Origin of the sequence: Paenibacillus sp. sptzw28 (assembly GCF_019550795.1) — a bacterium.
GTDB lineage: Bacteria > Bacillota > Bacilli > Paenibacillales > Paenibacillaceae > Paenibacillus_Z.
In genome coordinates this window covers 5933748-5947935 of sequence record NZ_CP080545.1, presented here as the reverse complement: position 1 = coordinate 5947935, position 14188 = coordinate 5933748, and the positions used below count along the sequence as shown (strand labels likewise).

Annotated in this window: 11 protein-coding genes; 8 read left to right on the top strand and 3 right to left on the bottom strand. The window is 53.9% G+C overall.

What is annotated here, in order from left to right:
* Positions 1-10 precede the first annotated feature (10 nt).
* The 7 genes from nirD (at position 11) to KZ483_RS27560 (ending at position 9670) form a co-directional block, all read left to right on the top strand.
* Entirely contained in the window at positions 11-346 is a 336-nt protein-coding gene (gene nirD / locus KZ483_RS27590) for a nitrite reductase small subunit NirD (RefSeq protein ID WP_220350676.1), read from the top strand.
* 112 nt (positions 347-458) lie between these two features.
* Positions 459-1589 (top strand): MFS transporter, encoded by a 1131-nt coding sequence (locus KZ483_RS27585; protein ID WP_397376234.1) that lies wholly within the window; start codon positions 459-461, stop codon positions 1587-1589.
* A 54-nt stretch (positions 1590-1643) separates the two neighbouring features.
* Complete coding sequence (gene nirB, locus KZ483_RS27580) at positions 1644-4133, top strand: nitrite reductase large subunit NirB (protein ID WP_220350674.1); 2490 nt, start codon at positions 1644-1646, stop codon at positions 4131-4133.
* A 5-nt stretch (positions 4134-4138) separates the two neighbouring features.
* Complete coding sequence (locus KZ483_RS27575) at positions 4139-6277, top strand: assimilatory nitrate reductase catalytic subunit NasC (RefSeq protein ID WP_220353731.1); 2139 nt, start codon at positions 4139-4141, stop codon at positions 6275-6277.
* Positions 6278-6430: 153 nt separating this feature from the next.
* On the top strand, positions 6431-7768 hold the full coding sequence (locus tag KZ483_RS27570) for a PQQ-binding-like beta-propeller repeat protein (protein WP_220350673.1): 1338 nt from the start codon (positions 6431-6433) through the stop codon (positions 7766-7768).
* A 279-nt stretch (positions 7769-8047) separates the two neighbouring features.
* Positions 8048-9013, top strand: a complete 966-nt coding sequence (locus KZ483_RS27565) for a phosphotransferase family protein (RefSeq protein WP_220350672.1) — start codon at positions 8048-8050, stop codon at positions 9011-9013.
* A 180-nt stretch (positions 9014-9193) separates the two neighbouring features.
* A complete protein-coding gene (locus tag KZ483_RS27560) occupies positions 9194-9670 on the top strand; it encodes a glutathione peroxidase (RefSeq protein ID WP_220350671.1) in 477 nt (158 codons plus the stop codon).
* Positions 9671-9765: 95 nt separating this feature from the next.
* On the opposite strand, the gene fdhD is transcribed toward KZ483_RS27560, so the two are convergent.
* From fdhD to KZ483_RS27545, 3 genes are all read right to left on the bottom strand, one after another.
* On the bottom strand, positions 9766-10566 hold the full coding sequence (gene fdhD / locus KZ483_RS27555) for a formate dehydrogenase accessory sulfurtransferase FdhD (protein WP_220350670.1): 801 nt from the start codon (positions 10564-10566) through the stop codon (positions 9766-9768).
* A gap of 33 nt (positions 10567-10599) precedes the next feature.
* Entirely contained in the window at positions 10600-12951 is a 2352-nt protein-coding gene (locus KZ483_RS27550) for an FdhF/YdeP family oxidoreductase (protein WP_220350669.1), read from the bottom strand.
* Positions 12952-13566: 615 nt separating this feature from the next.
* Entirely contained in the window at positions 13567-13713 is a 147-nt protein-coding gene (locus tag KZ483_RS27545) for a hypothetical protein (protein ID WP_220350668.1), read from the bottom strand.
* A gap of 30 nt (positions 13714-13743) precedes the next feature.
* Here KZ483_RS27545 and KZ483_RS27540 point away from each other — a divergent pair, with 30 nt between their 5' ends.
* On the top strand, positions 13744-14118 hold the full coding sequence (locus KZ483_RS27540) for a hypothetical protein (protein WP_220350667.1): 375 nt from the start codon (positions 13744-13746) through the stop codon (positions 14116-14118).
* The last annotated feature ends 70 nt before the right edge of the window (positions 14119-14188 follow it).

Sequence of the window (14188 nt, the reverse complement as noted above, 5' to 3'; positions counted from 1 at the left end):
GAGCATGCATATGAAACGGATCCATATCGGCAACATCACGGAAATCAACGAGAAGCGGGCGCGGGTCGTTAACATCGGCTCGCTCGAGATCGCAATCTTCAAGCTGACGGGCGGTGCGCTTAAGGCGATAGAGAACCGCTGCCCGCATAAAGCGGGTAAGCTCTCGGAGGGCATCGTGTGCGACCATCACGTATTTTGCCCGCTGCATGATTGGAAGATCGACCTGGAGGACGGACTTGTTCAGGCGCCTGACGACGGCTGTGTGACGACCTTCCAGACCGAAGTCGACGAAGCAAGCGGCGAAGTGTGGCTCCATATCGAAGAAGAACGCATCTTGGCATCCTAATCGAACAGGAGATCATAGATCCATGCGACAAAATAACATAGGAACCGCGTCCGCCGGAACAGGAACCGCAGGACGCGGTTCCGCGCTTGCCCTTATCTTTTCAACGTTTGCCATGATGGCCTCATTCGTAATTTGGAATGTCTTTCCGCCGATTGCCGGAAAAATTCAAGAGCTGTTTCAACTGACTACCGTTCAGAAAAGCATACTCATAGCGACACCTGTCCTGTTAGGATCGATTGTGCGCATTCCGATGGGAATTTATACCGACCGATTGGGCGGGCGTAAGGTTTTTGCGGTAACGATGCTGTTTCTTGCGCTGCCGCTGCTGCTCGCAGGATGGACCGATTCGTTCGGCTTCATGCTCCTTTGCGCGCTTATGATCGGGATGGCGGGAACGACGTTTGCGATATCGCTGACTTATGTTTCCCGGTGGTATCCGCCCGAGAAGCAGGGCTTTGTTCTCGGATTGGCCGGCTTGGGCAATATAGGAGGGGCAGTCGCCAGCTTCACGGTTCCCGTGATCAGCGCCAATTACGGTTTGTCATGGGTGTTCTGGGGCCTGGCTATCATGATCGTACTCGTGACGGTTATTTTCTGGTTCTTCACATCTGATTTGCCGGCGCCGGCACAACATAAAACATTCAAGCAATCCTTGTCCGTCCTTAAATTCAAATCGACATGGATGCTCTCGTTATTCTATTTCTTAACCTTCGGCGGGTTCGTGGCGTTCAGCGTCTATCTACCGACTTTTCTTAAGGAATGCTTCGGACTTACCGCGACGGACGCGGGTCTGAAGACAGCGGGCTTCATCCTGGTGGCTACCTTGATTCGGCCGTTGGGCGGCTATTGGGCAGACCGTATGGGTTCGCAAAAGGTTCTTGTTATTGTATTCGGCGGCACCGGACTCACGGCGCTGATGCTTGCTTTCTCACTGGAGAGTCTGCCTTATTTCAGTGTCGGGTGCCTCGTTACGGCTGCCCTGCTTGGTTTGGGCAACGGCGCGGTGTTCAAGATGGTACCGGAGGTATCGTCCGCGAATACCGGCGCAGTTACGGGGATTGTCGGCGCTGCGGGAGGTCTGGGCGGATTTTTCCCGCCGATTGTGCTCGGTCTCATTAAAAACGCGACGGGCGGATACATGCTGGGCTTCGTGCTGCTTATGGTTTTTGCCTGCGTTTGCCTATGGATGAACCGGCTGGCGGGACAGATGCGGCAGGAGCGGCAGGCTGCTGCAGCGGGATAACCGGACAGATAAGGTTTAGGTTTAGTTAAGGGAAGATGGAGGGTCTTATAAATCATGACTAAACAAAAATTGGTAGTAGTGGGCAACGGTATGGCGGGTGTCAGATGCGTCGAGGAAATCTTGAAGCTTGCACCGGATGCTTTTGATATTACGATTTTCGGAAGTGAACCTCATCCCAACTACAACCGGATCATGCTGTCCAAGGTGCTGCAGGGCGACACGACGGTTAACGATATTACGATCAACGACTGGCAGTGGTATAAAGATAACGGCATCCTGCTTTACTCGGGCGACCCGGTCATTGAGATCGATACGGAGCGGCGGCGGGTCATCAGCGAGAACGGACGGAATGTTCAGTATGACCGGTTGATTCTGGCAACCGGCTCGCTGCCGTTCATGCTTCCGCTGCCTGGAGCAGATCTTCCGGGGGTCACGGCTTTCCGTGATATTAACGATTGCAACACAATGATGGCGGCTTCCAAATCGTATAAGAACGCGGTCGTGATCGGCGGAGGTCTGCTCGGACTTGAGGCGGCCAGGGGTCTGCTCAATCTCGGGATGGATGTGCATGTCGTTCATATTTTTGATTATTTGATGGAACGGCAGCTTGATCCGACCGCAGCCAGGATGATGCGGCAGGAGCTGGAAAAGCAGGGCATGAAGTTTCTGCTGGAGAAGCATACCGAGCGCATACTCGGCAAGAAGCGTGCGGAAGGGCTGCTCTTCAAGGACGGAACGAAGGTCGATGCCGACCTGGTCGTCATTGCCGTAGGAGTTCGGCCTAACATCAAGCTTGCAGCCGACAGCGGAGTCGAGACTAACCGCGCGATTGTGGTGAATGACTTCATGGAGACCAGTGTTTCGAACGTTTACGCTGTCGGGGAGTGCGCGGAGCATCGCGGAATGGTTTACGGCATGGTCTCGCCGCTGTATGAACAGGGAAAAGTGCTGGCGAAGACCATTTGTGAAGCTGCCGGCGTGGAGCCTTATCAAGGTTCAATTCTCGCTTCGCAGCTGAAGGTGTCGGGTGTTGATGTCTTCTCCGCCGGTGAAATCCGCGATTCGGAAATAACGACGTCGATTAAAGTGTTCGACGGTATCAAGGGCACATACAAGAAAGTTTCTATCCGCGACAACAAAATAGTCGGTGCGGTACTGTTCGGCGACAGCAGCGAGGGGAACAAGCTGCTTGGCTATATCAAGCAGGAGGCCGACGCGTCGGTGCTTGAAGCGCAGGCAAGCGGCGGCGGAGCTGCAGATGATTCGTACATTTGCGCCATGTCGGACAAGGAAACCGTCTGCTCCTGCAACGGCGTGAGCAAAGGCGCGATTGTGGAAGCGATTCGCGGCGGCGGCCTCGAGACGTTCGAGCAGGTCCGCGAATGCACGCGGGCCTCAAGCTCCTGCGGCGGCTGCAAGCCGCTCGTCTCTGCAATTCTGGGCTATACGCTGGCGAATGCGGAGGAAGCCGAAGCGCCGAAGGAAACGATCTGCGGCTGTTCCGATTTCAGCCACGATGAGCTGAAGGAGGCTGTCCGAAGCGGCGCATTCAAGGTTGAGGAAGATGCGATGCAGCAGCTTGGATGGAAGCAGGCTGGCGGCTGCGCCATATGCCGTCCCGCGCTTCGTTATTATATTGGTGCAAGCGCTGCGGTTGCAGGTTCCGGTGCGGCGGCAGCGGCCGTTGAAGCTGCAGCCGCCGGAGTTTCCGGCGCTGCCGCTGCGGCTGGAACTGCCGAAGCTGCTGCACTGGCTGCGGCCGGGCTGGCTGAAGCTGCCTCATCGGCGGCGGCAAGCCGGCTTGCGGACGGAACGTATTCGATCGTTCCGAGAATGTACGGCGGACTGACCAGCGCGCAGCAGCTGCGGCGCATAGCGGATGTCATCGACAAGTACGGCATTCCGCATGTCAAGCTGTCAGGCAGCGGCCAGCTTGATTTGCTCGGCATTCCGCTTGAAGCGGTCCATGCTGTAGGCAGCGATCTGGCAATGCCGCTGGCTTCCGCCACTTACGGCAGGCCGGTGGAGACTGTTGCCACCTGTGCAGGTCCCGGCTACGACCGCAGTGCTGTGCAGGATTCCGTCCGACTCGGCGCATTGCTCGAGCAGCGGCTGGAAGGCTTGCAAATGCCTGCTTCTATCCGTATCGGCGTATCCGGCAGCCCGCTTCACCGGGCTGGGACACTTGCCAAGGATGTAGGCATCGTCGGAGCGCCCGGTGGCTGGGAGATTTATGTCGGCGGCAGCGGCAGCGGCGCGGGTCAGTTGAAGCAGGCGCAGCTGCTGTGCACGGAGCCGGAAGAGGTAGGAACGCTGAATATGGCGGCCGCCTTCCTGCAGTGGTACCGCGAAGATGCGAGATTCGGCGAAGCGACCTGGCAGTGGGTCGAGCGAATCGGCCTGATTGGACTTCGCGAAGGACTATTCGATGGGCTGCTCCGTCAGGGGCTGCTCCAGCGGATGGAAGCGCAGCGAGTGGTTAGCGCGGATGGCGGATATGGACAACAACTACAACAGCAGCCTGAAGCTGCTTCGATAAGGTGAGAGCTATGAATGGATCAGGCGCGGCGTCGATTGAAACGATAGAACCGGTTGTGATGGATACCCAGTGCCCGTTTTGCAGCGTGCAGTGCAAGATGCAAGTGATTGAGGAGCAGGATGCCATCACCCGGCATAAGTCATATACCGTTGTGCCGAAGCCTAACGCCGCATCGGAAGGGCGTCTGTGCATCAAGGGCATGAATGCATACCAGCACGCCTTGAACGGCGACCGCATCATGCAGCCGCTGGCCAAGCAAGGCGGCAGCTTCGTCCCCGTTTCGTGGGATGAGGCGTTTGATCTCATCGCGAGCAGATTGGGTGAGCTGCGCGGCGCCTACGGTAATGACACCATCGGCGTTTACGGCGGCGGGTCGCTTACGAACGAATCCGCATATTTGCTCGGCAAATTCGCCCGGGTTGCGCTCCAAACCCGATATATCGATTACAATGGCCGGTTCTGCATGTCGGCTGCGGCAGCCGGAGGCAACAAGGCGTTCGGCGTCGACCGCGGGCTGACCAACCCGCTTTCGGACATTCCGCTGGCGAAGTGCATCATTCTTGCGGGAACCAACATTGCGGAGTGCCAGCCTACGTTGATGCCGTATTTTACGAAGGCGAAAGAGAACGGCGCTTACTTCATCGTCATCGACCCCCGGGATACGGGGACGACGGCAATGGCGGATTTGCATTTGCGTGTGAAGCCGGGAATGGATGCGGCGCTTGCCAACGGCATCCAGAAGGTCATTCTGGAGGAGGGTCTTATTGACGCCTCCTTCCTGGACGCACGCACCAACGGCTTTGCAGAGCTTAAGGCGCATTTGGAGCAGCTCGACTTGAATGAAATAGCTGAGCTGACGGGCGTGAGCGTTGATAATATCCGCAAAGCGGCGCTCGCTTACGGCAAAGCCGCAACAGGTATGGTATTTACGGCGCGGGGTGTCGAGCAGCAAAGCGACGGCTACATGGCTGTTCGGGGCTTCCTCAATCTTGTGCTTATGACCGGCAAAATCGGCAAGCCCGGCTCCGGCTACGGCGCCGTAACCGGTCAAGGGAACGGGCAGGGCGGACGCGAGCACGGTCAGAAGGCAGACCAGCTGCCGGGTTATCGCATGATCGATAATCCGGAGGCCCGCGCTCATGTGGCCGGCGTCTGGGGCGTCGATCCGGAGGATCTGCCGGGTAAAGGCGTATCCGCATATGAAATGATGGAGAAGGTGCATGAACAGGCGATTCGCGGGCTGATTATCGTAGGCTCCAATCCGCTTGTATCGAATCCGAACGCGAATTTTGTGGAGGAAGGCCTGGGGAAGCTTGATTTTCTCGTTGTAGCCGATATGCTGATGTCCGAAACGGCGCGGCTGGCGGATTTGGTATTGCCGGTATCGGCGTATTTGGAGAACGAAGGCACGATGACCAATCTTGAAGGCCGTGTGCTGCTGCGTGAAGCGAGCCGTCCTGCGCCGGGAGAGGCGCGGCATGATTGGCAAATCCTATGCGGCATCGCAGAGCGCCTCGGTAAATCGGAATATTTCACATTTGAATCCGCGGAAGATATATTCAACGAGCTGCGGCTCGCCAGCCGAGGCGGCATCGCCGACTACTTCGGCATTACGTACAACCGCCTGCGGAAGGAAGAAGGCGTCTACTGGCCTTGCCCGTCTCTGGATGAGCCGGGTGCCGGGCGCTTGTTTGAGACTTCCTTTGCCCATGCAAACGGCAAAGCGGAGCTCACCCCCGTCCAGAACCATCTACCGGATGAGCAGACGTGCGATGAGTACCCTCTGAATATGACCACAGGCCGCGTGCTCACGCATTATTTGACCGGCGTACAGACCAGGAGAAGCCGCTCCCTGGCTGCGCGGGACATCGAATCGTTCGTAGAAATTCACCCGCGCGCAGCCCGCAGATATGGACTGGAGGACGGGGCGCTGGTGAAGCTTGAATCCAAACGGGGAAGCATTGTCGTCCGCAGCCGATTCTCCATCGGCATCCGTGAGGACACGGTATTCGTTCCAATGCACTGGGGCGATATTCAGAACGTGAATAAGTTAACGAATCCGGCGCTTGATCCAACCTGCCGCATGCCGGCATTCAAAGCTTGCGCCGTCCGTGTAAGCCCCTTATTTGCGGGACAGTCCGTAGATTAACCGTACAAATTATTGATTATCGCTTAGCCCCCTGCGTCGTCAGGGGGCTAATTTTGTTTCCGGAGAAAGGGCATGCGGTATTTTATCAGGTTAAGGAACAATTTGTCATTTCTTATCGTCTAAGTAGAAAATAGAAGAACGAGGTGGTATACAATGTTCCGGTTAGAACACTCACTACTGAAGCGCGGAGTTGTCATAGCGGTCGCAGCGGCGGCCGCCATCTCGCAGCTGTCGGCAACAGCGGTAAATGCCGGGGTCGATCCGCATACCTCATATGTAGGCAGCAATCTGGACTCGACAGTTGTCGTGCCGGCGGTGAAGCCGAAGTGGTCGCTTCTAATGGACAAGCCGGCGGACGACCCTGCCATGAATGAAGGGATGGTTGCCGCCGGCGACGGCAAATTATTTCTAATCCAGGGCGGCAAGCTTCTGGCAGTGCAGACGAAGACCGGCAAGAAACTCTGGTCTTACGGCAGCGATTTGAAGGCGCCGCTTATTTATGAAGCCGGCCGGGTGTACTCCGCATCGGGCAGCGGTGCGGTATATTCGCTTAATGCCGCCACAGGCAAGAAGGAGTGGGTATCGAACGTTCCAAGTAAAGGCGCATCGCGGCTCTATGCAGAGGATGGACAGCTAATCGCAATGAATGGGGATATTCAAGCTTACCGGCTATCGGACGGCACGCTGATATGGCGCGATAACTACAAGGAGGCCCTTCCCGGTCCCCTATTGTTCGCAGGCAATCGTGTGCTTGCGTCCAATGTGGAGTCCGGGGCTTACTCATATACGGTTCTGCATGCTTTTGACCGGACAACCGGTAAAGAGGTGTGGTCGAAACCGAACGTAAGCTTCCCAATAGCAGCGGACGGCCAATCCGTAACCGTACAGCGGCAGCAGACAATAATTGATAAAGGGATATTGACGACGCTCGACACTCTTAATCTACAATCGGGCAGCAGTGTCAGGACAACCGAGTACAACCCTGAGAATGTGGATTTGAGCAAGCAGGAATTTTATTCGCCTGGCAGTGCTTGGTTCAGCGGGGACGATGTATATATCACGATCGGTTCTAAGGTATACGGCTATCCGAAGGACGCGGATCCCGTTAAAGTGAAGAAGGAGACATACACCTCTCCGTCCGCAGGCGGCGATGTCAGATATGCGGCGGGTCCATACGAAGGAAGGCTGTTTTATAGCGATGGAGAAAGCATTTTCGGAGTAAAGCTGATCAATAAGTCCCCGGTGTTCTACAATGCCGGCCGGTCGAATCCGGTTGCCCGCTTCGATCTTATCGGCCATGGGATGTATATTGCGCAGACGGACGGCAAGCTGATCGCGATGGATTTGTTAAAGGCGGAGCCTGTAGCGCAGCTTCAAACATACGCCCGCGTGTTTGGGCCGACCTTTTCGGCTGACGGCATGATTGTGGTGCAGACTAAAGGCAAGCTGCTTGCTTTTCCGGAGCCGAATAGCCTGAAGGCGGCTAAATAACGAATTCGGCGTTGCAGTCATGATTCAGCCTACCTTTTATCCAATTGCCGTTTGACCTTGTTTAATTCCTCGCTTAACGTGTTTATCACTTGAGAGTGTGATTTTATTTGTCTCGCCATTTTCACAAAGGTAAATACGATCGGAATATGGATTTAACATTATTATGATTTTATTAATTGTTACAATTATAGTAGGACTTTTAAGCGCAGTAGTCTTTTTTCGGCAAATTCTAAATGGAAAAAATACATTAATAATAGAGATGGAAGCGAGGATCTGAAAATGGAGAGTTTTACGAAAAACAAGAAATCTAAAGCGATGATTGATGGCATGATCGAGAAGGCTTTTGCCGGTTTGAGAGCAATAAGTATTGAGGAACTATCGGAAGGTTTCTTCAATGCGGCCTACTTAATAGAGCTATCCAATGGCCAAGAGGTGGTATTAAAGATTGCACCGCCTGAAAATACTATTGTCATGAGTCATGAAAAAAATATGATGTTTAGTGAAGTACAGTCCATGCGGTTGGTCGCCGAAAAAACGGGTGTGCCTGTAGCATCCGTTCTTTTCTATGATAATAGTCATGATGTATGCGAAGCGGATTATTTCTTAATGGAGAAAATGCCGGGCAATAGCTATCATTCGCTGTTAAAGGAACTTAGCGAGGCGGAAAAGCAAAGCATTGAATATCAAATCGGTCAATATAATTCGCAAATAAATACGATTGTAGGAGATCGATTCGGTTATTTCGGTCAACCGGAGAAACAGGGCTCTGTTTGGTTTGATGTTTTTAAAAGTATCGTGCAAGATGCAATTCATGATGCGAATGCGCTCAATATTGATTTACATACGGATACTCGGAACTTGATGGAGCTATTGGACCGAGATAAGGTATATTTCGATGAAGTAACCAAGCCAAGGTTAGTTCATTGGGATTTATGGGCAGGAAATGTTTTTATTGAGAATGGAAAAGTGACAGGGCTCATCGACTTCGAGAGATGTTTATGGGCAGATGAGTTAATGGAAGTCGGATTCAGATCTTTTGCGAATAATCGTCATTTCCTGGGCGGATATGGCATTCGGGAGCTCGCTGATAAACAAAAGATCAGATCCCGATGGTATGATATGTATTTATTTCTGATTTCAGCGTTGGAATGCGATTATAGACGATATGATGACAGAGGTGTGTACGATTGGGCCATACGCATGATAAAAGAAGGCATTGAGTCCATAAACAACAACGATTTATAATGTTTATATCTTAGCAAAGGTCGTTATGCTAACGAGTACGATGAAAAAGCGCGGCAGTCTGACGTCATGTTTAGTATAAGTGACCGAAACAAAGATGAACCGATTATAAAGAAAGCTATATTCAAACCCATTTATATTGTGTAAAATACAATTGTACAAAACATAAAGGAGGTGGAAGCGATGAACATCTACGATTTCAGCGCACAAACAATCAAGGGCGAGCAAAAGCAGCTTGCCGATTATCGCGGCCAGGTGCTGCTGATTGTCAATACGGCGACGAAATGCGGCTTTGCTCCTCAGTTCAAGGAGCTTCAGCAGCTTTATGAGAAGTATAACGACCGCGGCTTCAGCGTTCTCGGCTTCCCCTGCAATCAGTTTCAGAACCAGGAGCCGGGCAGCGACAGCGAGGTTGAGCAGGCTTGCCAGATCAATTTCGGCGTCACGTTCCCGCTGTTCGCCAAGATTAACGTCAACGGGAAGGACGCGGACCCGCTGTATAAGTATATGAAGAGCAGGACGACCGGACTCCTGGGCTCGTCGATCAAGTGGAATTTCACCAAATTTCTCGTTGATGGGGAAGGGGAGGTCGTCAAACGTTACAGCCCGACTACCTCGCCGTTGAAAATTGAAAGCCGGATTCAGACGCTGCTGGGTTGAGAAGCGGATCCGGTCTGGACATAAGAACCTGAAAGTTTGCCCGGTTGGAAGCATAACTCGAATACGGCCCGGCCGGAACATAAGACCTGCCTGCCTCAGAGCTGCTGCTCCGGCACGATTCTCTCACTGTGCGTATAAACATTCATTTCAAGGCCCCGGATAAACCCGACGCAGGTGATGCCGAGGTCCGTGGCTAGATTCAGCGCCAGATCGGTGGGGGCGGATTTGGATAAGACGACGCCCACGCCTATCTTGGCCGCCTTCAGCACCACCTCGGAAGAGAGCCTGCCGCTGAAGGCGATGATATTATCGGCGTTATGAAGACGGTTCTGCAGAGAATATCCGAACAGCTTATCAAGGGCGTTGTGCCTCCCGATGTCGGTGCGCACCGCAATAAGCCCGGTTGGCGTGGACAGCGCGGCATTATGTACCCCGCCTGTGCTGTGAAACTCGGCAGAGCTTTCCTGAAGCCGCTGCATGATACGGGTGCATTGCGGCGGAGATACCCTGATGCGGCTCATCGAGGTCCTGGCGGTACGAACGTCATTGTGAAAATAAAACTGGCGGCTCTTGCCGCAGCAGGAGCCGATAAATCTCCGGGAGTAGTACTCTTTGCCCGACGATTGCTTCCGGTGAAGCTTCACATCGACAATGCCGCGATTCTCGTCGATGCTAAGCGACTCTATGTCCTTCGCAAGCCGGATAACGCCCTCGGATGCAAGGAATCCGAGTGCCAGCTCCTCCAGATCGGAAGGGGAGCAGACAATTGTAGCGAATTCTTCGCCATCAAGCCGTAAGGTTAGCGGATATTCTGCCGCGATCTCATCCTCCTGCACCGAGGAGACGAGATTATTGTATTTGCATATCGGCCATCGTGTCGTTATATCAGGCAGCAAAGCTTTACCTCCATCCCCGTCCCTCGGTTAAATTCAATTCGTTTCCGTCTCAAGCTCTGCAATGCGCTTTTCCACATAGCGGGTGTCTTTGAGGGCATGATAGGTCTCTGCTTTCTCCAGCACAGCCGCCGTATTATATTCCGGTATCCCGGCAAAAGGCTCATATATCCCTTTCTGCATGAGCACGTTGCCCTCCGGCCAGCAGAGCTCCAGATTGCCGGGCGCAACATCCGCAAGCTTCGCCCTGCCGTGAAAGGTGCCCAGCCGGTTGTAGAGCACGACAGCGTCACCGTCTGAAACCGCAAGCAGGTCCGCGTCCGCCCGGCTGATCAGGACGTCGTATCGGTCAGCGCTATTAAACGGATCGGTCTCGTCGTAGATCATGGAATTGAACTGTTTGCCCCTGCGGGTCGTCACGGAAAAGTATCCCTCGGGCCTGCGAAGTTCCGGAAGCTCTACCGGAATCAGATTGCCCCGGCCGTCCGGAGTCGGACAAACACCGTCCTCGCACAGCCAGGCGCCGCCCCATTGAAACACATCTCCTTTAGCTTTGAGATGCTGAATACCGTCATAATAAGGAGCGGCAGCAGCGATTTCCTCCCGAATGGACCGGGCATCCTTGAACGCGATAAGCTGCCGCTTCTCCGGATATACTCTGGCGGCTAGATCGCAGTATATATCCCACTCCGCGCGGGCTTCCGGCATTCTCGGGCCGGCAATCTCGGGTGAGAAATAGACCATTCGTTCCGTTGAAGTGGACGTTCCGCCACCCGGCTGCTCGTAACGGGTCATCGCGGGCAAGACGACGACCGCCTCGCGCGCATCAGCGAGCGTCGATGTGTTGAGCACGATATCCTGGTGCACCCGTAAATCAACTGCCTCCAAGCAGGCGCGGACAAATTCGGGCTCCGGCATCGTCTCCAGGAAATTGCCGCCCGATGTATAGAAAATCTTCAGCTTGCGCTCATGATCGCTTGGCAGCAGCGCGTTCTCCAGCGATACGCCCACGATATCTCCCTGCCATCGCGACAGCTGAAACCCCCAGATGCGCTCCATCCGTGCAATATCAGCTTCCTTGAATTCCCCTCCGGGGAGGCTGAACGGGTCGGCGCCCATTTCTCCCGAGCCCTGCACGCCGCTATGCCCGCGGATCGGCATCAGACCGCAGTGCTCGCGGCCGAGAAATCCACGCAGCAGCGCCAGATTGGCTACCTGCGATATGTTGTCCGTGCCGAAGCGGTGCTGGGTGAGCCCCATGCTCCATACGAATACCGCCGAGCCCGCGCTGGCAAGCAGCCCGGCAAATTCCTCCATGCGCGCCTGCGTCAGCCCGGATGACTTCTCAAGCAGCGCCCAGCTCTGACGCTCCACATGGACTCTTAGCTCCTCATATCCGTTCACATGCTCGCGCACGAAATCATGATCGATCGCTGAACCGGGACGGGATGTCTCCATCGCGAACCAATGCTTCATCACGCCGTGCATGAACGCGATATCGCCGCCGATATTCACCTGATAGAAGTCATCGGCAATCTTCGTCCCGAAGAGGGCCGATTCAGGAATCGAAGGTACCCAGTATCCATCCATAGCGGGTTCGCGGTAAGGATTAATGACGATAATCTTCGTCCCGCGCCGCTTGGCCGCATACATATATTTCGTGGATACCGGCTGGTTGTTCGCGGCCACGCTGCCCCAGAAGACAAGAACATCGGTTCCGATCCAGTCCTTATAATTGCAGCTGGATGCCCCTATACCGACGGAGCGTTTAAGCGCAGTCTTGGAGGGCGAATGACAAATGCGCGAAGCGTTGTCGATGTTGTTGGTCCCGAGAAAACGCGCGGTCTTGGCGGCCGTATAATACGATTCGTTCGTAATGCCGCGCGCGGTCAAGTAAAAAGCGAGCTGCCTCGGGTCGAGGCTGCGGATGCGTCCGGCGACGAGCTCCAGCGCTTCATCCCATGTCGCCTTGCTGAAGCGGCGTTCTCCTTTACGGCGGATGAGCGGGTAGGGCAGCCTGCCCAATTTGCGAAGCTGGGCGCTGTCAAGCTTCCGGAGCTCATCAATATCGGCGTGCAGGATATCGGGCTTTATCCCCGGCATCGTACTCAGCCGCAGCAGATTCAGCCGGGTCGTACACAAGTGGGGGCCATCCAGCGTCTGGTCGTACAGGCCGGCAACCCCGAGCGCGCAGCCGTCGCAAACACCCTGCGTCAATATGCGGTAAGCGTAAGGCAGGTTATCCCGATTATCGATCATCACCTTCATCGTATCGCGGATGTGATGCGGTTTTACCCGGCCGAGGCCGAATGGAATCCTGCTCACCCACAGCTTCGGGTCCGGCTTGCCGGGCAGCTTGATCGGACCGGAATGCTTTGTTTTACCCATTTTTGACCTCCAAGTAGGCCTCAGTATCGCGGCAGGAAATAAAAAAACCGCCGGGAGGGATTATTTTTCGGGAAGAAAAATTCATCGTCTCTTAGCGGTTAGTCTCCTGCAGGTTCGCTGCAATGCCGTTCAGTTCTTCCCTAATCTTAACAAGAAAGCGTATTCGTAGCAAGAACCTAAATCGATTCGCAATGCTCCTGATACAAGGGGATAAAAAATTGACAGGCGGAAAGCGCCTATAAAATTCTGACCCCCCTATATCAATTTTTGATAGGCGTACTTCTGTGGATAACAACCTTCGATGTCCCAGCTTTTTCTTGCTGAACTACCCGGCAGTAATGCGTAGTAGCAAAGGTTCAATCTGTTCTTATGATTTTCCACAATCGTTCAAGGAGATATTGGCTTTGGGCAAAAAGGTAGATTATAAAAAAGGTTATAAGCAACTTTATATGCCAAAACATTGCCGGAAATTGTGGAAGTGCCGCGGATGCCATTTTTTATGGTCAGTGGTTCCGGGGACTACCCATAAACAACGGATACGATGGGAGTTAAATTTGCCGCCTTTTTATTAGGGCGGTTTTCTTTTGGTCAAATATCAACATTATGGATGCTTCCTCAGTGCTCCGCCACGGTTAAAGTGTGCTCAAGCTTGGATACAGTCGCAGGCGATCCGGTATAAACGACCAGCTTAAGACCGGCGTCCGCGCCCGCCCGAAGCGTAATATAATTGAACTCCAGATGCCCGAATACCGGGTGGTTCATCTGCTTGTGACAATCCGGGGGTTCCATTACATGGCTGACGCCGAGCCGGTCACAGCCGCGGAAATCATTCCGCTCGTCGGCGGGACAATCGCCAAGGAGGCCTACGACAGGCCACTGGAGCATCCGTGGGACAGCACTGTCGATATTACGAAAATCCGCAGCGAGCTCGGTTATGAGGTTTCCAACGCTGCGCTTCGCTTCCGAAGCGGGCGCACTTTAGGTTCGGTAAATAACCATCAGGGCCGCATTATTGCGGCTCTTTTTTTGATGTTAGAAGGACGTGGCTTCCAGCCGAAAAAAATAAATTTCCCTCTGATTATGTCAGAAATCGGGTCCTGCTTAAGTCTATATAATAGACCGGCAGCCCTATCTATTGTCGGTGCAGTGTATTTGCAAATCAAATGATGAAAGGGTGTTGAGCGGGATGGCGGTTTATAGGGGTAATGGCGCATATTGTTATTCGAATTCTGTTTCC